This is a genomic window from Burkholderia sp. LS-044 (genome assembly GCF_004803625.1).
Taxonomy (GTDB): Bacteria; Pseudomonadota; Gammaproteobacteria; order Burkholderiales; family Burkholderiaceae; genus Burkholderia; species Burkholderia cepacia.
The window spans coordinates 25,259-44,710 of record NZ_SSWO01000028.1; the positions used below are offsets into that span (position 1 = coordinate 25,259).

Annotated in this window: 19 protein-coding genes; 11 read left to right on the top strand and 8 right to left on the bottom strand. The window is 66.3% G+C overall.

What is annotated here, in order from left to right; translation table 11 throughout:
- The first annotated feature begins 307 nt into the window (after window positions 1-307).
- Window positions 308-1,702 (top strand): tRNA uridine-5-carboxymethylaminomethyl(34) synthesis GTPase MnmE, encoded by a 1,395-nt coding sequence (gene mnmE / locus E9536_RS38940; RefSeq protein WP_136472871.1) that lies wholly within the window; start codon window positions 308-310, stop codon window positions 1,700-1,702.
- A 281-nt stretch (window positions 1,703-1,983) separates the two neighbouring features.
- Window positions 1,984-2,853: a curculin (mannose-binding) lectin gene (locus E9536_RS38945; RefSeq protein WP_226113449.1), complete on the top strand. Its 870-nt coding sequence runs from the start codon at window positions 1,984-1,986 to the stop codon at window positions 2,851-2,853.
- Window positions 2,854-3,000: 147 nt separating this feature from the next.
- On the opposite strand, the gene E9536_RS42605 is transcribed toward E9536_RS38945, so the two are convergent.
- The 4 genes from E9536_RS42605 to E9536_RS41725 form a co-directional block, all read right to left on the bottom strand.
- Window positions 3,001-3,123: a hypothetical protein gene (locus E9536_RS42605; protein ID WP_021157980.1), complete on the bottom strand. Its 123-nt coding sequence runs from the start codon at window positions 3,121-3,123 to the stop codon at window positions 3,001-3,003.
- Between the two features lie 150 nt (window positions 3,124-3,273).
- Window positions 3,274-4,632, bottom strand: a complete 1,359-nt coding sequence (locus tag E9536_RS38950) for a sensor domain-containing diguanylate cyclase (RefSeq protein ID WP_059700515.1) — start codon at window positions 4,630-4,632, stop codon at window positions 3,274-3,276.
- A 109-nt stretch (window positions 4,633-4,741) separates the two neighbouring features.
- Window positions 4,742-4,990 (bottom strand): DUF2795 domain-containing protein, encoded by a 249-nt coding sequence (locus E9536_RS38955; protein ID WP_027788809.1) that lies wholly within the window; start codon window positions 4,988-4,990, stop codon window positions 4,742-4,744.
- A gap of 147 nt (window positions 4,991-5,137) precedes the next feature.
- The gene (locus E9536_RS41725) at window positions 5,138-5,308 is read right to left on the bottom strand and encodes a hypothetical protein (RefSeq protein WP_006489933.1); all 171 of its coding nucleotides are present in this window, start codon (window positions 5,306-5,308) and stop codon (window positions 5,138-5,140) included.
- Window positions 5,309-5,447: 139 nt separating this feature from the next.
- Here E9536_RS41725 and speG point away from each other — a divergent pair, with 139 nt between their 5' ends.
- The 3 genes from speG to E9536_RS38970 all read left to right on the top strand — a co-directional run bounded on the left by speG (window position 5,448) and on the right by E9536_RS38970 (window position 7,584).
- Window positions 5,448-6,005, top strand: coding sequence for a spermidine N1-acetyltransferase (gene speG / locus E9536_RS38960; protein WP_124920162.1), 558 nt, complete (start codon window positions 5,448-5,450; stop codon window positions 6,003-6,005).
- A 487-nt stretch (window positions 6,006-6,492) separates the two neighbouring features.
- On the top strand, window positions 6,493-6,840 hold the full coding sequence (locus E9536_RS38965; RefSeq protein WP_027788811.1) for a hypothetical protein: 348 nt from the start codon (window positions 6,493-6,495) through the stop codon (window positions 6,838-6,840).
- Window positions 6,841-7,029: 189 nt separating this feature from the next.
- Window positions 7,030-7,584 (top strand): YaeQ family protein, encoded by a 555-nt coding sequence (locus E9536_RS38970; protein ID WP_060197764.1) that lies wholly within the window; start codon window positions 7,030-7,032, stop codon window positions 7,582-7,584.
- A 21-nt stretch (window positions 7,585-7,605) separates the two neighbouring features.
- On the opposite strand, the gene E9536_RS38975 is transcribed toward E9536_RS38970, so the two are convergent.
- On the bottom strand, window positions 7,606-8,019 hold the full coding sequence (locus E9536_RS38975) for a VOC family protein (protein ID WP_059700513.1): 414 nt from the start codon (window positions 8,017-8,019) through the stop codon (window positions 7,606-7,608).
- Between the two features lie 430 nt (window positions 8,020-8,449).
- On the opposite strand from E9536_RS38975, the gene ada reads away from it, so the two are divergent.
- Together ada and E9536_RS38990 are read left to right on the top strand one after the other, a co-directional pair.
- Complete coding sequence (gene ada, locus E9536_RS38985) at window positions 8,450-9,541, top strand: bifunctional DNA-binding transcriptional regulator/O6-methylguanine-DNA methyltransferase Ada (protein WP_136472873.1); 1,092 nt, start codon at window positions 8,450-8,452, stop codon at window positions 9,539-9,541.
- Window positions 9,538-10,497: an AlkA N-terminal domain-containing protein gene (locus E9536_RS38990; RefSeq protein WP_059710394.1), complete on the top strand. Its 960-nt coding sequence runs from the start codon at window positions 9,538-9,540 to the stop codon at window positions 10,495-10,497. Before ada ends, E9536_RS38990 begins: the two co-directional genes overlap by 4 nt.
- 223 nt (window positions 10,498-10,720) lie before the next feature.
- Here E9536_RS38990 and E9536_RS38995 read toward each other — a convergent pair whose 3' ends face one another.
- Complete coding sequence (locus E9536_RS38995; protein WP_136472875.1) at window positions 10,721-10,960, bottom strand: hypothetical protein; 240 nt, start codon at window positions 10,958-10,960, stop codon at window positions 10,721-10,723.
- A gap of 14 nt (window positions 10,961-10,974) precedes the next feature.
- On the opposite strand from E9536_RS38995, the gene gshA reads away from it, so the two are divergent.
- Complete coding sequence (gene gshA, locus E9536_RS39000; RefSeq protein ID WP_168799624.1) at window positions 10,975-12,588, top strand: glutamate--cysteine ligase; 1,614 nt, start codon at window positions 10,975-10,977, stop codon at window positions 12,586-12,588.
- Window positions 12,589-12,690: 102 nt separating this feature from the next.
- On the opposite strand, the gene E9536_RS39005 is transcribed toward gshA, so the two are convergent.
- Entirely contained in the window at window positions 12,691-13,002 is a 312-nt protein-coding gene (locus tag E9536_RS39005; protein WP_027788815.1) for a DUF4148 domain-containing protein, read from the bottom strand.
- Between the two features lie 419 nt (window positions 13,003-13,421).
- On the opposite strand from E9536_RS39005, the gene E9536_RS39015 reads away from it, so the two are divergent.
- Complete coding sequence (locus E9536_RS39015) at window positions 13,422-15,062, top strand: L-lactate permease (RefSeq protein WP_136472881.1); 1,641 nt, start codon at window positions 13,422-13,424, stop codon at window positions 15,060-15,062.
- Between the two features lie 95 nt (window positions 15,063-15,157).
- On the opposite strand, the gene E9536_RS39020 is transcribed toward E9536_RS39015, so the two are convergent.
- On the bottom strand, window positions 15,158-16,093 hold the full coding sequence (locus tag E9536_RS39020) for a LysR family transcriptional regulator (protein WP_124534664.1): 936 nt from the start codon (window positions 16,091-16,093) through the stop codon (window positions 15,158-15,160).
- A gap of 229 nt (window positions 16,094-16,322) precedes the next feature.
- On the opposite strand from E9536_RS39020, the gene E9536_RS39025 reads away from it, so the two are divergent.
- Window positions 16,323-18,497, top strand: a complete 2,175-nt coding sequence (locus E9536_RS39025; RefSeq protein ID WP_060314016.1) for a phospholipase C, phosphocholine-specific — start codon at window positions 16,323-16,325, stop codon at window positions 18,495-18,497.
- A 206-nt stretch (window positions 18,498-18,703) separates the two neighbouring features.
- Window positions 18,704-19,429, top strand: coding sequence for a phosphonate utilization associated transcriptional regulator (locus E9536_RS39030; RefSeq protein ID WP_027788819.1), 726 nt, complete (start codon window positions 18,704-18,706; stop codon window positions 19,427-19,429).
- Window positions 19,430-19,452: the final 23 nt, after the last annotated feature.

Below are 19,452 nucleotides of genomic sequence, written 5' to 3' on the forward strand. Positions count from 1 at the left end.
TTTCAGACAACCATTCGGGCTAAACGTATCTCGTTCAGACGAATCCCGATCTCGATCGGAGTGGGATGCAAAATTGAGGGCCACAGTGTTGGGCCGCTCCAGCAGGCATACTCGTCCGAAACGGCGGCTGTGACATTGCGCTGGACTGATACTTGGCTTATCCCCGGCGGGATAAATTCGGGCGCGTCCGAATCCAGCGCGGCGACCGATGGCGTGTGAGCCGGCACGCTACAATGCCGGCGTTCCGATGCCCGAACTGTTGCGCGGGCGCACCATATTCACTGATCACCCGACTCAACCGATTCCCATGCTCGCTACCGATTCCGATCCGATCGTCGCCATTGCCACTGCTGCCGGCCGGGGTGGCATCGGGGTCGTACGTGTCTCGTTCGGGCGCGGCGGCGAGGCGGCCGCGTTGCCGCTGATCGACGCGTTGTGCGGGCAGAAGCTCGCGCCGCGCCATGCGAGCTACGTGCCGTTCCTCGACGAGCACGGCGCGCCGCTCGACCGCGGGATCGCGCTGTATTTCCCGGCGCCGCATTCGTACACCGGCGAGCACGTGCTCGAGCTGCAAGGGCACGGCGGGCCGATCGTGATGCAGCTGCTGCTGCAGCGCTGCCTGGATGCGGGGCGCGGTTTCGAGCTGCGGCTCGCGGAGCCGGGCGAATTCACGCGACGCGCGTTTCTGAACGACAAGCTCGATCTCGCGCAGGCCGAGGCCGTCGCCGACCTGATCGAGGCGAGCACCGAAGCGGCGGCGCGTTCGGCCGGGCGCTCGCTCGACGGCGCGTTCTCGCGGCAGATCCATGCGCTCGTCGACGACGTGATCACGCTGCGGATGCTGGTCGAGGCGACGCTCGATTTTCCTGAAGAGGAGATCGATTTCCTGGAAGCGGCCGATGCGCGCGGCAAGCTCGCGAAGATTCGCGCGCAGCTCGCGCACGTGCTGGGTGATGCGCGGCAAGGCGCGCTGCTGCGCGAAGGATTGTCGGTCGTGCTCGCGGGGCAGCCGAACGTCGGCAAGTCGTCGCTGCTGAACGCGCTGGCCGGCGCGGAGCTGGCGATCGTCACGCCGATCGCGGGCACGACGCGCGACAAGGTCGCGCAGACGATCCAGGTCGAAGGGATTCCGCTGCACATCATCGATACGGCCGGGTTGCGCGAGACGGAGGACGAGGTCGAGCGGATCGGCATTGCGCGTACGTGGAGCGAGATCGAGCGTGCGGACGTCGTGCTGCATCTGCTGGATTCGCGCACCGGGATGACGGCGGATGACGAGACGATCGCCGCGCGGTTTCCGGGCGGCGTGCCGGTGGTGCGTGTGCTGAACAAGACGGATCTGACCGGCGTGGCGGCGTGCGTCGAGCATCCGGCGGCGGAAGGCGACCTCACCGAGGTGCATCTGTCGGCGAAGCGTGGCGACGGGATCGACATGCTGCGCGCGGAGCTGCTGCGGATCGCCGGGTGGCAGGCGGGGGCGGAAGGCGTGTATCTCGCGCGGGAGCGGCATCTGATCGCGCTGCGGGCCGCGCAGGAGCATCTCGCGCAGGCGGCGGATCATGCGGAGCAACGCGCTCAGTCGCTCGATCTGTTTGCCGAGGAGCTGCGGCTCGCGCAGGAGCAACTCAATTCGATTACCGGGGAGTTCACTTCGGATGATCTGTTGGGGGTGATTTTCAGCAGGTTTTGTATCGGGAAGTGATGCAGTAGCCCGAGGGAGCCGGAGTCGTTTGGCGAAGTCGGTGTCTGTCCTTTATCCAGTGCCGGTGAGGCAACGGACATTCTTCGCAACGGCGTGAATTCGTCATTGCCAGCTTTTCGAAATTCTGAAGATAAATTGTGTCGAAAAGTGAATTAATCACGCCGGGCGATCAGGTTGTGTCTTGAGCGGAAATGTATGGCGGATTTAGGAATCTCACGCGTGCGATAAAAATCTTGCTTCATTTGTGTGAACAAATGTAGGATTGCGTCGCGCAGGTTGATGTGAAGAAAGAAGAGAATTATCAAACTCAACTGATTCCGGGGGAACGCGTGAAAAAGCTGTCTGCTTTTGCTTTTATCTTCTTGGTTTTTCAATCGCTTGCATTTGCAAAGCGTCTCGAGCCTGGTGTTACGATGTGGGCAGGGCAGTCGGTGTGCTCTGATAACAATCAATATTGTCTGACGCTGCAGAAATCAGATGGGAACCTGGTTCTCTACGCATCCAACGGCCAGGCTGTCTGGCAAGCAAAAACCAACGGAAAAGGCGTGACACGTGCGGTTATGCAGCCGGACGGGAATTTCGTGCTTTATACCGATGACAATCGTCCGATCTGGGTAGTCAAGACGGAGCGCTCCAACTCATTTCTGAATGTTCAGGATGACGGAAATATTGTCTTCTACTGGATGCGTCCTATTTGGGACAGCAAGACGAGCGATGTTTCGAGTATGCAATCAAATGAGGCTCGTGTCCTTTACCCGAACACCAAGTTGACGGCTGGGGTGAGCTATACGATCGGACAATACTTTTTCATTCTGCAGGCCGATGGGAACTTGGTGCTGTACAAGAATGGCGCTGCGATTTGGAACACCGGTACGGCAGGCAAAGGTGTGACGTCTGCATGGATGCAGAACGACGGGAATTTCGTGTTGTATAACGATGCAGGCACACCGATTTGGAAAACCAACACGGGCGGGAATGGCAATGCCTTGTTCGCATTCCAGCCGGATGGCAATCTGGTGATCTATGTGCAGACGCCCAGTTGGGATCGTTTGGCTGGGTACAACCACCCGGACTACAAGGACCATCGCGGTCCTGGCCAGGGGTGGTGCATCGGCGCGTGTGGTGGATCGATCATCTCTATTCCTTTCTGATCGACGCAGCCGATGCGAGATTGGCCAGAGTGATGCGTCGTGACCTGCGCAACGGACGCTGACGATGGCGGTCATCATGAGCAAGGGGCGGGTTTGTCCCGCCCTTCTCTTCCAGTAACCTCGTCAGTACAAGGTCGTCATCCCGCCTCAATCCCAATGCCGGTGATGGTAATACCCGCCACCACCGTAATACCCACCACCGTCAGGCACCACGATACAGCCGCTCAACAACACGGCGACGCCGGCAATCAGCAAAAGGGTCTTCTTCATCGGGTTCACCTGCTCGGGTTCAATATGAAACCCAGCATAGCGAGCGCCCGCAACACCGGCTGTAAGCGATCGTTTCCCTGCTCCGCAATCCGTAACGGCGGATTATTCCGGTCACAATGACCGTAACAAATCCCCAAACAGCAGACGTTTTCAGGCAGTGACGACCCTGTTTCGCCCCGTATCCTTCGCGCGATAAAGCGCGGCATCGGCGGCTTCGATCAACGCATCGGGTGTGGAGAGATCGTCGGCCGCCACGGTCGCGCATCCGACGCTCACGCTCACGCGCCCGGCGGGTGATGTCGGCATCGCGAGATCGAGCCGCAGTACCGCCTCGCGGGCTTCCTCGGCGACGACCCGCGCGCCGCGCGCGCCCGTGTTCGGCAGCACGATCGCGAACTCCTCGCCGCCGTAACGCGCGACCATGTCCGCGGGCCGCCTTACCGCGCCGGCCAACGCGTTCGCGACGGCAATCAGGCATGCGTCGCCCTTCACGTGACCGAACGCGTCGTTGTATGCCTTGAAGTGGTCGACGTCGACCATCAGCAGCGACAGCGGTTCGCCTTGCCGTCGCGACTGCAGGAACAGCGTGTGGAAGTGATCGTTGAAGTGCATGCGGTTGAATGCGCCCGTCAGGCCGTCGCGCGCAGACGAACGGATCAGCGTCGCGTGCGCCTCGAACAGCCGCTGATACAGCATCGTCACTTCCCATGCGAGCACGCACACGAGCACGCCCGGCGTGAACATGCTGAACACGCGCGCGAGATACCAGCCGACCGTGAAGCGATTGGTGCTCATCAGGTTCAGCGTGGTGTCGGTGAGGCACGCGAGCACCGCGATCGCGAGCCACAGGTCGAGGGTCGTGCGCAGCCGGCCGGTGGCCAGCACGGCAACGAGCGCCAGCGCATTGAGCAGCCACACGACCAGCGCGACGGCGTTGACGGGCAGCACGGCCGCGTCGCCCGGCGGATGAAACGCGGGCGGCAGCGACACGTTCAGCGCGAACAGGCACAGCAATCCCGCGACGACAGCCGGCCCGCCGATCAGTGCGAGCGTCCACCACCGTGTCTGCCGTGCGCCGACCGGTGCGCGCGCCAGCCGCGCGCGCGCGAGCAGCGCGACCATCACGAAACTCGGGAAGCCGGCATGCCAGAAGATCCACATCCACGCGGCGCTTTGCGGTTGCGCACCGAACAGCCCGTGCGGCGCGAATACGCCGGGAAAGGTGAGCAGTTGCAGCGCGACGGCGAGCGCGGTGAACGCGTAGGCGCCGCCGAGTGCGCCGAGCACTGGCTGGCGGGTCACGGTGAACTGCGCGCCGAGAAAGAACGCCGCGATGCTCGCGGTGGTGAACACGGTGAGCGCGCACATCGGCATGAACGGCTCGACGGCCGGCAGCGCGACGTTCGCGTGCGGCGCGGCGATCCCGAGCGCGAGCACGATGACGAGCGCCGTCAGTGTGCCGAACCAGAGCTGACGGCGTGTCGTGTGCTGGATCAGGATGCCTTCCATGGAGTTCCCCGGGCACGTACGCGGAAACGCCCGGTCTTGCGCCGGGCGACAGGCAGCCGGCCGCTGCGCGACCGGTGCGGCCTGATCCTATCGCGTTATGGTTGTGCGCTCAAACCCCGAGGCCGGGACCGAAGTTGCCGGCAACCCAGTGCGTGACGGCGTCGACGTCCGCGTAGTCCTGTTCGGGCAGGCCGTCGAGCATCGACAGCACTTCGTTGCTGGCGCCCGCGTCGCGCGCGGCATCGACGATCGCATCCTTGTTGGCCGGATAGCGGACGGCCGCCAGCACGTCGGCGATCTGCAGGTCGATCGTTTCGTTGGGAATGTCGTGCGGAGGCTGGGCGGGCTGGTCGTTCACGGCGGCGTCTCGCTGAGTGAGCGGGTTGAGCGGGAATCGGATCGAGGCGGAATTCGGGCGTGTAACCGGGGGCGTACCGGGGCGCGTCATGCGTTCACACGCCAGGGCGGCCAGGCCGGCGCGCCCCGCGGATGAACGCCAGTCGACTCAATGCCCGCGTCGCACGCGGCGCCACGGATGCTTCCAGTCGATGTGCGGCGCGTTTTCGTCGCGCGGATGCTGGCGCCGATGTTCCTGCCACAGTTCGTCGGAAAACAGCGCCGCCACGATCACGAGCGGCAGCACGAGGAAAATTCCGAGTATCACTTGCTCGATCACGATAGCCTCCTTGCGGTGGCAGGAACCCTTGCTCCCATTCTAGGCTCTGAACTTCGCCCGCGTTCAACTTCTTACAGTGCGGAACAGGCCCGGAAGCGGCCTTGCCCGCACGTGCGCCGGCATCAAAAAGGACATGAACATGCAACTCCAGAACGATACCAACACGCTTGCGCTGCGGCCGCTGGAGCGCCAGGACCTGCGCTTCGTCCACGAACTGAACAACGACGCAAAGATCATGCGCTACTGGTTCGAGGAGCCGTACGAAACCTTCTCGGAACTGTCACAACTGTACGACCGTCACGTGCACGACCAGCGCGAGCGCCGTTTCGTCGCGGTCGACGCGCAGGGCGAACTGGTCGGCCTCGTCGAACTGATCGAGCTCGACTACATCCATCGCCGCGGCGAGTTCCAGATCATCATCGCGCCGCAATGCCAGGGGCGCGGTTACGCGGGCCAGGCGACGCGCCTCGCGATCGAGTACGCGTTCAAGGTGCTGAACATGCGCAAGCTGTACCTGATCGTCGATACGTCGAATGCGGCGGCGATTCATGTGTACGAAAAATGCGGATTCCAGCACGAGGCCGAGTTGAAGGAAGAATTTTTCGGAAACGGCGCGTATCACAACGCTTATCGCATGTGCATCTTTCAACGCGATTATTTCGAACACCAGCAATCCAGTCCGAACAGGGCAGGGTAAACGCGCTGGCGAAAGGCGCTTGCAGCGGGTTTTCGCGGGCACCGAATACATTCGGGGAACTACGGATAAATACGGATTCGCTTATACCTGGCATTTTTCTTGTATCAGGTATTTGCGATTCCGCGCTGCGGTAAAGTCGATTCGTTTCGAATGACTTTATGTGCGGCGCATCAAAATGATCCGGATGACGAAATGGATTATCCAAACCGTTCAATCGCCGTAATGTAACTTGGATGAAAGCCCTGCCGGATAACGCTTTCCGCCCGGCGTGACGGGCCTGTCCGCCACGCAACGGGTGTTGCCCGCCGCGCGTGCCGCGCGAAAAACAGGCTGCGCACGGGGTGCGACAATCCGCCGCTATTGCGGTCGCACAACAAATGTGCTTGCTATCGCTTGCCGGTCTTCTAAAGTGAAAAACGCGGGTTCACGATCACCTTTAAACACATAGCTAACCCAAGCCTGGTGCCCGCAAGCCTGGAGACAGAACATGATGAAGCGTACCGGTATCCTTTTTGCCCTCGTCGGCGCATTTTGCGCGGTGTCGATTGCCCAGGCGGGCGGCGATTCGGCCGTCAAGCCGACGCAGGAAATCCAGTTGACGAAGAATGCATGGGGCTGCCTGTCGAAAGACAATCTGGATTCCGTACTGAGTCACGAACGTGACGGCAAGTCGCAGGCGAAGCAGCAATACTTCGACGACTACCGTTGCCTGTCGGTACCGGAAGGCCAGCGTTTCCGCGTCGTCTCGGTCGACCAGGGCGACGTGCAGTTCGTCAGCGCCGACAACAGCGACCAGCAGGGTCTCTGGACCGATTCGCGCTTCGTCAAGCAGTAACCGTCCATTCACCGCGCAGTCGCACGACGCGCGAGCGCGCCGGCCCGATGAGCCGGCGGCGCGAACCGAACACGGCCCGGCACATGCCGGGCCGTTGCGCTGTGGGTGACGCATGACACGCGCCGGACGGCGCGCATTCGGTATCATCACGGCCCGACCGAACCGAATGCCCGCCCGGGCCGCATCCGCATGGCGCTGAAATCCACGATCTACAAAGCCGAACTGCAAATCGCCGACATGGATCGGCATTACTACGCCGATCACGCGCTGACGGTGGCGCGCCATCCGTCGGAAACCGACGACCGGATGATGGTGCGCATCGTCGCGTTCGCGCTGTTCGCGCACGAGCGGCTCGAATTCTGCAAGGGGCTGTCGGACGTCGACGAGCCCGATCTGTGGCAGAAGGACCTGACGGGCGCGATCGACGTCTGGATCGAAGCCGGCCAGCCCGACGAGCGGCGCATCTCGAAGGCGGCCGGCCGCGCCGGGCAGGTCACCGTGATCGCGTATGGCGGCAAGACATCGGATATCTGGTGGCAGGGCGTGCGCAGCAAGGTCGAGCGGCTGCGCAACGTGCAGGTGCTGTCGCTGGCCGACGGCGTCGCGGCCGCGCTCGGGCGGCTCGCGGAGCGCTCGATGCGCCTGCAGTGCACGGTGCAGGACGGCACCGCGTGGATCTCGAGCGCCGACCACGATCCGGTCGCGGTCGAATGGACGGTGATGAAGGCGCGCGCGGATGCATGACGGCCCGCGCGCCGATCGCGTTCAGCCGATCGCGGCCGGCGGCCCCTTGAATTCGAGCATGTTGCCTTCCGGGTCGAACAGGTAGATCGACGGCCCGTAGCCGCCGGCGCCGTAGCGTTCCGCAGGCGCGCCCGGCCGTGCGCCATGCGCGGTGAAATGGGCGGTCAATGCGTCGGGATCGAACGGCTCGACGCGCAGGCACAGGTGATCGAGATTGCGCCCCGTGCCGGGCGGGCCGCTGTCAGGGCGGTCGATCGGGCCGCCGACCGACAGCAGGTCGATCAGTGCATCACCTGCGCGCAGCTGCACGAGGCCCAGGTCGGGCTGTTCCTTTTCCACATGGCAGCCGACGGCGTCGCAGTAAAAGCGCGTCATCGCGGCCATGTCGGTCACGCGCAGCACGATGTGATCGATCGCGCGGATGGTGGGTTTCATGGACGGGCGCTCCTTCGCAGTCGACGAGCATCGAGTGTAGACGCATCGCGCCTGCGCCGCCTGCCGGAACGCGGCACAATCGACGGACGAAAAAAAGCCCGTTCACGCGGAGCGGAACGGGCTTAATCCATATCAGGAGGAGACATGGAGGAGACAGTTCCAACTATACACACGGCGATGGTGCGGCGCAATATTCCGAATGAAAAAAAACGTCAGGACGGCGATTTGTCGCATCTGCGGTGCAGCAAAGGGTGACGGGACGGTGACGAAAACCGCGCTGCAGCAGCCGGCGCGCGCGTTTCGCCGGACTTATTTTCGGGTGATTCGCCCCTGATTATCCGGGGCGAATCACAGAGCAAGATTCAGGGCGCGACGGCACGTGCCGATGTCTAGAGTAGGCACCATCTACACTAGAGAGTGCGAGGTTCAGATGAAAACCGCCTATCCGACCGATGATGCCCGCTGGGACGCCGTGACCGAGCGCGATCCGCATGCGGACGGCGCGTTCTTCTACGCCGTGAGCACGACCGGCGTGTTCTGCCGTCCGACCTGTGCGTCGCGGCTGCCGCGTCGCGAAAATGTGTCCTTCTTCGCCGATCCGGCCGCCGCGCGCGCGGCCGGCTTCCGGCCCTGCAAGCGCTGCCAGCCGGAAGGGCTGCCGCGCGAGCTCGAGATCGTCAACCGCGCGTGCGCGGTGCTCGACGCGCATGCCGAGCGGCTCACGCTGCAGCAGCTGAGCGATGCCGTGCACGTGAGCCCGTTTCATCTTCAGCGGCTCTTCAAGCGCGTGGTCGGCGTGTCGCCGCGGCAGTACCAGGCCGCGCAGCGCGGCGCCGCGCTGCGGCAGGCGCTGCAAAGCGGGCAGCCGGTCACGCAGGCGGCCGTCGACGCGGGTTTCAACTCGCCGTCGCGACTCTATGCGTCGGTGCCGCGCGAGCTCGGGATGGCGCCGTCGGCGTTCCGCCGCCAGGGCGCCGGCCTGCGGATCGACTTTGCGACCGCCTCGACGTCGCTCGGCACGGTGCTCGTCGCGGCGACCGGGCAGGGCATCTGCCGGATCGCGTTCGGCGACGAACCGGCTGCGCTCGTCGGCGAGCTGAAGGACGCGTTCGCGCGCGCCGAGCTGGTCGAAGCGTCGGCACGGCTCGCGCCGTTCGTCGCGCAGATCCGCGCGTACCTGGACGGCACGCGGCACGCGTTCGACCTGCCGCTCGACATCGCGCCGACCGCCTTCCAGCAGCGCGTGTGGGAAGCGCTGACGCATATTCCGTACGGCGAAACACGCAGCTACTCGGAGATCGCCGAGGCGCTGGGCGCGCCGCGCGCGGTGCGCGCCGTCGCGTCCGCGTGCGCGTCGAACCCGGTCGCGCTCGCGATTCCGTGTCACCGCGTCGTACAAAAGGGCGGCGCGCTGTCCGGGTATCGTTGGGGCGTGCGCCGCAAGGCGACGCTGCTTGCCGCCGAGGCGCGTCACGTGCACGACGATGAAACCGAATCCGTCGCGGAGGGCAGCGCAGTTTGAGCATCGCAAGAACGACGATTACGTCCATCGTGAACGGCGGCCGTGTGCCGCCGTCCGCGCAAATGGAACTGCGCTTCAATGCGCCTTACGACTGGGCGCGCGTCCTGCGCTTCTTCAGCGGGCGCGCGATTCCGGGCGTCGAGCAGGTGGCGGACGGCGTGTATCGCCGCATCGTCGACCTGCACGGCGACGCCGGCCGGCTCACGGTCGCGAAACATCCGCGCAAGCATTGCCTGGTCGCGACGGTCGAAGGCGCGGTCGCGCGTCATGTCGATGATGCGTTCGCCGCGCGCGTCGCGACGATGTTCGACCTCGGCGCCGATCCGGCCGTCATCGGCAGCGGGCTGGCGCGCGATCCGTGGTTCGCGCCGCTCGTCGAGGCCGCGCCGGGGCTGCGCGTGCCCGGTGCATGGTCGGGGTTCGAGCTGGCCGTGCGCGCGATCGTCGGCCAGCAGGTGAGTGTGAAGGCCGCGACGACGATCGTCGGCCGGCTCGTCGAGCGGGCCGGCGAGCGCGTGGTTCATGAAGACGACGGTGCGCCCGCATGGCGTTTTCCGACGCCGGAGGCGCTGGCCGCCTGCGATCTCGACAAGATCGGGATGCCCGGCAAGCGGGTGGCGGCACTGACGGGCACGGCGCGCGCGGTGGCGGCCGGCGACGTGCCGGTCGATCGCGAGCACGCCGATCTCGCGACGCTGCGCGGTGCGTGGCTCGATCTGCCCGGCATCGGCCCGTGGACCGTCGAATACATCGCGATGCGCGCGTGGCGCGATCCGGATGCCTGGCCGGCCTCCGATCTCGTGCTGATGCAGTCGATCGCCGCGCGCGATCCGGCGCTCGACCGGCTCGCGACCCAGAAGCGCCGCACCGAAGGCTGGCGGCCGTGGCGCGCGTACGCGGCGCTGCATTTGTGGAACGAAGTGGCCGACCGGGCGGGCGGCGCGCGCGGCGGGTGAGGGCAACTGCCGATCACCGAGTTTCGCGGCCGGGTGCGACCCGGCGAAGCCGCGATGCAACCCGTCGCGCAGGCCGTGCCGGTGTTCGCAGGCGACCGGCCGGACTTCGGCCGTCACGGCCATTTCTCGAATCCGTCGTCCGCCCGATGCAGGGCGCACGACGCACACTTTCGCCTCTCTCCGCGGCCGATTCGGCGGCACGGTTGCACCTGCCGTCACCCGTTCACGCGTCACGTTCAGTCGGACGAATGCGCTCAACCTGCGTGCCTGTTGCCGCCGCCTGGAACCGGCGGGAGATGAGGCGATTGCCGCGGCCGGCCCGTCCGGCGGCCCGCTCCGGCCCGCGCACCATGCCCGGCGCCACCTCAAGCGCGGGTTTCGGCGAGATGTTAAAGTGCCCGCTACCAACGAAGCGACCAACAATCCAGCCGGCCGCGCGCGGCGTTCTGCGCGCGGCCGTCACGCACTTGCGTCTCCATGTCGAACACCATGACTCACCGCCAGTCCGAACTGCTGCTGAATCGCCTCGAAGCACTGAGCTCGGGCCCGACGCGGCAGCATCTGCCCGACGGCCTGCGCGGCATCGAAAAGGAAAGCCTGCGCGTGACGCGCGACGGGATGATCGCGTTCACGCCGCATCCGCGCGCGCTCGGTTCGGCGCTCACGCATCCGGCACTGACGACCGACTATTCCGAAGCGCTGATCGAGCTGATCACGCCCGCGGAACGCGACGCCGCGATCACGCTCGAACGCCTCGACGATCTGCATCGCTACGTCTATGCGTCGCTCGGCGACGAGATGCTGTGGAACGACTCGATGCCGGGCCTGCTGCCGGCCGACGACCAGATCCCGATCGCCGACTACGGCACGTCGAACATCGGCCGCCTGAAGACGGTGTACCGGCGCGGCCTCGCGTATCGCTACGGCCGCACGATGCAGTGCATCGCCGGCATCCACTACAACTACTCGCTGCACGAGGAAGTGTGGCGGCGCCTGCATGCGGACGAAGGGTCGACGGCCACGCTCGTCGATTACCAGTCGGAGCGCTATCTCGCGCAGATCCGCAACTTCCGCCGCCGCAGCTGGCTGCTGATGTACCTGTTCGGCGCCTCGCCCGCGCTCGACACGAAGTTCCTGCGCGGCAAGCCGCACAGGCTCGACACGTTCGACACCGATACGCTGTACCTGCCGTATGCGACGAGCCTGCGGATGAGCGATCTCGGCTACTCGAACACGACCGCCCAGGCCGCGCTGCACGTCGACTACAACACGCTGCCCGGTTATCTCGACGCGCTGTCGAAGGCCGTGAGCGAGCCGTATCCGGCGTACGAGGCCATCGGCACGCATCGCGACGGCGAGTGGATCCAGATCAACACGAACGTCCTGCAGATCGAGAACGAGTTCTATTCGACGATCCGGCCGAAGCGCGTCACGTATTCGGGCGAGCGTCCGCTGCATGCGCTTGCATCGCGCGGCGTGCAGTACATCGAGGTGCGCTGTCTCGACATCGATCCGTTCGAGCCGACCGGCATCGCACTGGAAACCGCGCGCTTCATCGACGCCTTCCTGCTCGCGTGCGCGCTCGACGAGAGCCCGGTGCTCGATTGCCCCGCGTACCAGGAGGCGAACGCGAACTTCGGCAGCGTGACGATGGAAGGGCGCAAGCCCGGGCTCACGCTGCAGCGCGATGGCGCGCCGGTCACGCTGCAGGCGTGGGCGGACGAGCTGATGACCGATATCGAAACCGTCGGCCGCCGTCTCGACGAAATCCGCGGCGGCGACGAACATGCGCGCGCGATCGCCGCGCAGCGCGAGAAGCTCGCCGATCCGGAGCGCACGCCGTCCGCACGCGTGCTGCGCACGATGCGCGAGCACGGGCAATCGTTCCTCGGGTTCGCGCTGGCACAGAGCGAAGCGCATGCCGCGCATTTCCGCGCGCACCCGCCGTCGGCGGAGACGCTGCGCACCGAGCAGGCGCTCGCCGCGAAGTCGCTCGCCGAGCAGGCCGAGCTCGAAGCGAAGGAGGCCGGATCGTTCGACGCATTCGTCGCGGCCTATCGCGCATATACGCTGAACCGCTTCAGCGTGTGATGCCTGGCGCACGCGCACCGCGTCGGTCGGCGCGGTGCGCGATGCGTCCTCCGTCGCCGGTCGGTGTGCGCCGTGGCGCCCCCGATCCGGGGCGATCCACCGTCAGTGGTGTGCGTACGTGCCGCGATCGATCGCGTGCGGCAGCGCCGGCTTGCCCGATTCCACGTTTGCCCTGCCGTCGCTGCCGTAGCCGGCGTCCCCGCCGCGTGCCTGCGCGGCACGGTGCATGATCGCCTGCATCTTTTCCGGAAAGTCGGGACTGCTTGCCAGGCTCGTCCGGTAGCCGGCGGCCTGCAGCTCCACGAGTTCCTGGCGGACCTCGGCGCGCGTCAGCGTCGACGCGGCCTGCGCGTGCGCGGCGAAGGCCGCGCCGATCAGCACGCATGCGCATACGGCTTGTTTCATCGTCTTCATCGTGTTCACTCCGTGAGGTTCCGGTGCCGTGCCGTGGCCGGCGCGGGCGGAATCGATGCAGCCAGTCTAGGCTCCGGACGCCAGACGAAACATCCCGCCCGCCGTCAGGCACCTTTGCCGCATGTGCAACATTGCGCGGGTGAGCCGCGCATGACGGGCATCCTGTCGAACGCGACAGCGGCCCGCCTGCTGCCTGTCAGCCTGCGGCGGCGGGCCCGTATCGGGTCGGCACGCATCGGGCTTGTCCTCCTTGTACAAGCGCCCCGCGCCTCCTAACCTCTTTTAAGCGACCGATCGGTTGGCCGTGCGACGTCGTTGCGTGCACAAGCGCCTGAACGTCGTCGCGATTGCGGAAGGACCGCTTTGCACCGAATCCGGGGGCGCCGCCGCGCCAGCCCCGGGTCGACTTTGGAGACGCGATGAATCCCACCGACGCCCTGCCGCCCGGCATTGTCTTCGCGCAGCCGTTGACGCCGGTCGCCAACTCGCTGCTGCTGTCCTTCCTCGTCGCCGCGATTCCGATCGCCGTCGCGCTGATCGCGCTCGGCGTGCTGCGCCGCCCCGCGTGGCAGGCGTCGCTCGCCGGGCTGATCGCCGGCCTCGCGGTCGCGATCGGCGCGTGGGGGATGCCGGCCGGGCTCGCGTTCAACGCGGTCGGCGCGGGCATGGCGCTCGCGGTCGTGCCGGTGATGTGGATCGTCTTCAACGCGCTGCTGCTGTACAACATCGCGGTGAAGTCGGGCCGCTTCGACCAGTTCCGGCAGTGGATGCTCGACAACCTGCCCGACGATCGACGCCTCGTGCTGCTCGTCGTCGCGTTCTCGTTCGGCTGCTTGCTTGAAGGGATTTCCGGCTTCGGCACGCCGGTCGCGATCACGAGCGCACTCCTGATCGCGCTCGGCTTCCCCGCGCTCGAAGCGCTCACCTATACGCTGCTGTTCAACACGGCGCCGGTTGCGTTCGGCGCGCTCGGCGTGCCGATCACCGTGCTCGGCGCGGTGACGTCGCTGCCGCCCGCGACACTCGCGCAGATGGTCGGCCGCCAGTTGCCGTTCTTCGCGCTGCTGTTGCCGTTCTACGTGGTCGGCGCGTACGGCGGGCTGCGCTCGATCTCGAAGCTGTGGCCCGCGCTGCTCGTGTCGGGCGGCAGTTTCGCGATCGCGCAGTTCGTCACGTCGAACTTCCTCGGCTACCAGCTCACCGACGTGCTGTCGTCGCTCACGTCGCTGATCGTCACGATCGGTTTCCTCCAGGTGTGGAAGCCGCAACCCGATCCGCAATACGCGCTCGCGCGCAGCGTGCCCGCAACGGCCGGTGCCGCCCGCGCGGGTTTCGGCGGCTGGCTGCCGTGGCTCGTCGTGTCGGTGGTCGTGATCGTGTGGGTGCACGCGAACGTCGCGGCGATCGGCGACGTGAAGATCAAGTGGCCGGGCCTGCACAACGCGGTGTTCGTGTCGCTGTACCACAAGCCGTATGCGGCGATCTGGGACTTCCAGCCGCTCGGCACCGGCACCGCGATCCTGCTCTCGGCGATCATCACGGCCGCGCTGACGCGCACCGGCGCCGGCGCGTTTCTCGAGTGCGTGGTCAAGACCTGGCGGCAGACGTGGATCGCGATCGTCACGGTGATGATGATCGTCGGGCTCGCGTACCTGCTGAACTACTCGGGAATCAGCTATACGCTCGGCACCGGCGTCGCGTCGACGGGGGCGCTGTTCCCGCTGGTGTCCGCGTCGCTCGGCTGGATCGCCGTGTTCCTGTCCGGCAGCGACACGTCGGGCAACGCGCTGTTCGGCAACCTGCAGGTCGTGGCCGCGCGGCAGCTCGGCCTCGATCCGGTGCTGATGGCCGCGACCAACTCGTCGGGCGGCGTGATGGGCAAGATGATCTCGCCGCAGAACATCGCGACGGGCGTGTCGACGACGGACCTGAAAGGGCAGGAAGGTGTCGTGTTTGCGCGCACCTTCTGGCACAGCGTGATCCTCACGCTGCTGCTCGGCGTGCTGGTGTTCCTGCAGCAGCACGTGCTGACGTGGATGATTCCGGCACTGCCGAAATGAGGTGAGCGCGACGACAGAAGGAAGGCACGAGGAAAAACGAGGGAAGGCGCGGGAAAAGCGCCGGCAAAGTGCGGAACCGGCGAACGCGCGGCACGTCAGCGCGCGTTCGCCCGCCGCGCCGTTCGTCCTGCTTCATCCGCCCCGGCTGCCGAGGCCGCCGCGGCCGTGTTGCCGTCGGCCGGCAGGATGCACGCGAGAAACGCGTCGATCGCGGGGCTCTGGCGGCGCGCCTTCAGGTAGTACACGTATTCGTCGATCGTCGTGTCGACGCCGCGCAGCGCGATCACGCGCAGGTCAGGATGGCGCTCGGCCTCGCCGAGCGGAAACAGGCTGCCGCCCACGCCGTGCAGGATCGCCTCGCGGATCGCTTCGCGGCTGCCGATCTCGGCCATCGATACGGCCGCGACACCGGCCGCCGCGAGGATCGTCTCCGTGCAGCGGCGCGTCACCGAGCCTTCCTCGCGAATCAGCAGCCGCATGTCGGCGAGCTGCGCCGGATCGATCGCGTCGAAACGCGCGAGCGGATGCGTGCGATGCACGACAAGCACGAGCGGGTCGGTCGAGATCACCTTGCGTTCGAGGCCTTCGGCGTCGTTGCGCTGCGACGATACCGCGAGATCGATGCGGAATTCCTGCAGCGCCTGCAGGATTTCCTCGGAGTTGCCGATCCGGCACGTGAGCGCGATCGACGGATGCGCGTTCGAGAAGCGGCCGACCGCGTCCATGATGTAGTACGGCCCCGTCGCACCGATCCGCAGATGACCTTCGAACAGGCCGCCGACGTTGCGCAGCATGATGTCGGCCTGCGCCTCGAGCGCGATCATCTTCTCGACGAGCGGCAGCAGCTCGATACCCGTCTCGGTGACCTCGAGCTTGCGGCCGCTGCGGTAGAACAGCTCGACGCCGTACAGCTGCTCGACCTGCCGGATCTGCGCGGCAATCGTCGGCTGGCTCACGCCCAGGTGGCGCGCGGCGCGCGTGATGCTGCCCTGCCGGACGGTCGCGTGGAACGCCTTCAGCTGATCGAACACGACTCGGCTTCTCCCCTCTTCATCGCGCGTCAGCGTAGCGCATGCGTGTGTCGGCCGCATGAAAGGCGCGTCGTGCGCCGCTTCGAAAAAAAGCTGGGGGTGAGCGCAAGAAAGCTGCTGGAACCGGTCACGGCCGGGACATGCGGGTGCGGGGTAATAGCGCGTAACACACCGACCGCCGGCCCCGCTCGACCGGCGCCCCACTCCTACCGACAACAGGGTTCCCTTCATGTCTTCGAACAATCGACGCGATTTCCTGCGCCTCGCCGCGCAGTCGGCCGGTGCGATGGCCGCCTACGCGGGCTTCCCGCCCGCGATCCGCAATGCGCTGGCGATGCCGGCCGCCTACCGCACGGGCACGATCCGCGACGTCGAGCACGTCGTGATCTTCATGCAGGAAAACCGTTCGTTCGACCATTACTTCGGCGGGCTGCGCGGCGTGCGCGGCTTCAACGACCCGCGCCCGCACCTGCTGCCGAGCGGCGCACCGGTGTGGCAGCAGCCGCCGGCATCGGTGTTCACGAAGAACTACCATTCGCGCGGCCTCGATCCGTCGGCGCCGTACGTGCTGCCGTTCTACCTCGACCCGAAGCAGACGACCGAATTCCAGCCGGGCACCAACCACGGCTGGAGCAGCGGCCACCTGTCCTGGAACAACGGCCAGTGGGACCAGTGGGTGAACCAGAAGCAGGACGTGCTGACGATGGGCTACCTGAAGCGCCAGGACCTCACGTACCACTACGCACTGGCCGACGCGTTCACGATCTGCGATTCGTACTTCTGCTCCGCGCACGCCGACACCGCGCCGAACCGCATCTACCTGTGGACCGGCACGGTCGACCCGCGCAACATCTACGGCACCCCGCCGAACGGCCCGGGCATCGGCGAGCGCGACGACGTGAACGGCTACACGTGGACGACCTACGCGGAGCGCCTCGAGCACGCGAAGATCAGCTGGAAGGTGTACCAGGGCGGCACGGGCATCCCGGGCGACCCGACCGACAACTACACCGACAACTCGCTGATGTTCTTCAAGAAGTTCCAGGTGAAGGAAGGCGCGAGCGGCCCGCTGGTCGACAAGGGCGCGTCGGACCACACGCTCGCCGAGCTGAAGGCCGACGTGCAGGCGAACCGGCTGCCGCAGGTGTCGTGGATCGTCGCGCCGTACAAGTACAGCGAGCACCCGCAGGCGTCGCCGACCGACGGCGCGTTCTACATCAACATGGTGCTCGAGGCGCTGACGTCGAACCCGGAGGTGTGGGCGAAGACGGTGTTCATCCTCAACTACGACGAGAACGACGGGCTGTTCGACCACGTCGTGCCGCCGGTGCCGCCGGTCACGAGCGGCGTGGGCGGCCAGGGCATCGTGTCGTCGAACCTGCTGTCGAACCTCGGCGACGAGCTGCTCGACCTGAACAAGTACCCGGGCGAAATGAGCCCGCTCGTGCCGGGCGCGGACCCGGGCGGCATCCAGCCGATCGGCCTCGGGCCGCGCGTGCCGCTGATCATCATCTCGCCGTGGACGAAGGGCGGCTGGGTCTGCTCGGAGACGTTCGACCATACGTCGGTGCTGCGTTTCCTCGAAGCGCGCTTCGGCGTGAAGGAGCCGAACATCAGCGCGTGGCGCCGCTCGATCTGCGGCGACCTCACGTCGGCGTTCGACTTCTCCGCGCGCCCCGACACGCGCACGGTGAGCTTCACGGTGCCGCAGCACATCGCGACGGCCGGCCAGGCGTACCAGGTGCCCGCGCAGCAGGCGATGCCGGCGCAGGAACCCGGCACGCGGCCGGCGCGGGCGCTGCCGTACGAGCTGTTCGTGCACAGCCGCGTGAGCGGCCATGACGACAGCGTGTCGCTCGACTTCGCGAACACCGGCGACGCGGGTGCGGCGTTCTACGTGTACGACCGCCGCAATCCGGCAACGCCGCCGCGTCGTTATGCGGTGTCCGCGCACGATCGCTTCGTCGACACGTGGAACACGTCGGCCGCGCGCGGCGATTACCATCTCGCGGCATACGGCCCGAACGGCTATCTGTGCGAGTTCCAGGGCAACACGCGGCTCGCGGCCGACGGGCGGCACGCGAACCCCGAAGCGCGGATCGGCTACGACGTGCGCAACCGTCACGTGTACCTGCAACTGCGCAACAGCGGGCGCGCGACCTGCCGCGTGACGGTCGACAACGCGTACAGCCATGCGCATGCGCGCACTTACACGCTGGAACCGGGCGAACGCGTCGAGGATCACTTCGCGCTGTCGTCGAGCCACGGCTGGTACGATCTGACGATTACCGCGACGACGCTGCGCGGCGGCGACGACAAGGTCGTGCGCCGCTTCGCGGGCCACGTCGAGACGGGCCGGCCGAGCCACAGCGATCCGGGGCCGGTGAAGCACACGACGGCCTGACGGCCGTCACGCGTCGCGCGATGCGGGCGAGGCCGGCCCGCCGCGCGAGCACCGCCTGCCGGCTGCATCCCGATTGCATCCCGGCACGTGGAATTGGCTTTTGGAAACTGAAAACTGTTGACAATGTGTCGGGCCGAGGATATACAAGGATCATTCGCCGATATGGCGCCCTCGTTCCCTACCGCAGCCTTGCTGCCTGCCCGACCATGACAGCCCCGAACGCGCTCAGCGCCATCGAACTCCTGCAAAGCCAGTCGCTCGCGATGATCGTCCAGGACATGCTCGAGCGCGCGATCGTCTCCGGCGAATACGCACCTGGCGAGAAGCTCAACGAAGTCGAGATTGCGACCCGGCTGAACGTGTCGCGCGGCCCCGTGCGCGAAGCGTTCCGGGCGCTCGAACAGGCCGGCCTGCTGCGTAACGAGAAGAACCGCGGCGTGACGGTGCGCGTCGTGCCGCTGCGCGAGGCCGAGGAGATCTACGAAGTGCGCGCGATGCTCGACGAGTCGGTCGCGCGCGCGCTCGCGAAGCGCATCTCGCCCGACACGCTGAAGGTGCTGAAGGGCATCATCCAGTCGATGAAGGACGCCGCGAAGTCCCACGACGTCACGCGCTATACGGAGCTGAACGTGCAGTTCCACGACGCGATGGTCGTCGGCGTCGGCAATACGCATCTCACCGATACCTACCGCCGGCTGGTGCGCCAGCTCGGGCTGCTGCGCCAGGCCGCGATCGAGGCCGAGGAAGACGCGATCGCGGTGTCCGCCGCCGAGCACGACAAGATCGTGCAGGCGCTCGCGCGGGGCGACGAGGAGCAGGCGGTCGCGCTGGTGCGCGAGCACGTTTCGCATGGCCTTGCGCGGATGCGCCGTACGCACGAGCAGGGGCTGCCCGCGACGGGCAAGGCGGCGCGGGAGAAGGCCGGCGCGTGAGTGGGGGCGGTGCGCGTCATCGC

What these genes read in the sequence shown, in the direction of transcription:
- mnmE (WP_136472871.1), top strand. Translation starts at nt 308, where the DNA reads ATGCTCGCTACCGATTCCGATCCGATCGTCGCCATTGCCACTGCTGCC.
- E9536_RS42605 (WP_021157980.1), bottom strand. Translation starts at nt 3,123, where the DNA reads ATGAAGAAGACCCTTTTGCTGATTGCCGGCGTCGCCGTGTTGTTGAGC.
- E9536_RS38950 (WP_059700515.1), bottom strand. Translation starts at nt 4,632, where the DNA reads ATGGAAGGCATCCTGATCCAGCACACGACACGCCGTCAGCTCTGGTTC.
- speG (WP_124920162.1), top strand. Translation starts at nt 5,448, where the DNA reads ATGCAACTCCAGAACGATACCAACACGCTTGCGCTGCGGCCGCTGGAG.
- E9536_RS38965 (WP_027788811.1), top strand. Translation starts at nt 6,493, where the DNA reads ATGATGAAGCGTACCGGTATCCTTTTTGCCCTCGTCGGCGCATTTTGC.
- E9536_RS38970 (WP_060197764.1), top strand. Translation starts at nt 7,030, where the DNA reads ATGGCGCTGAAATCCACGATCTACAAAGCCGAACTGCAAATCGCCGAC.
- E9536_RS38975 (WP_059700513.1), bottom strand. Translation starts at nt 8,019, where the DNA reads ATGAAACCCACCATCCGCGCGATCGATCACATCGTGCTGCGCGTGACC.
- ada (WP_136472873.1), top strand. Translation starts at nt 8,450, where the DNA reads ATGAAAACCGCCTATCCGACCGATGATGCCCGCTGGGACGCCGTGACC.
- gshA (WP_168799624.1), top strand. Translation starts at nt 10,975, where the DNA reads ATGTCGAACACCATGACTCACCGCCAGTCCGAACTGCTGCTGAATCGC.
- E9536_RS39005 (WP_027788815.1), bottom strand. Translation starts at nt 13,002, where the DNA reads ATGAAGACGATGAAACAAGCCGTATGCGCATGCGTGCTGATCGGCGCG.
- E9536_RS39015 (WP_136472881.1), top strand. Translation starts at nt 13,422, where the DNA reads ATGAATCCCACCGACGCCCTGCCGCCCGGCATTGTCTTCGCGCAGCCG.
- E9536_RS39025 (WP_060314016.1), top strand. Translation starts at nt 16,323, where the DNA reads ATGTCTTCGAACAATCGACGCGATTTCCTGCGCCTCGCCGCGCAGTCG.
- E9536_RS39030 (WP_027788819.1), top strand. Translation starts at nt 18,704, where the DNA reads ATGACAGCCCCGAACGCGCTCAGCGCCATCGAACTCCTGCAAAGCCAG.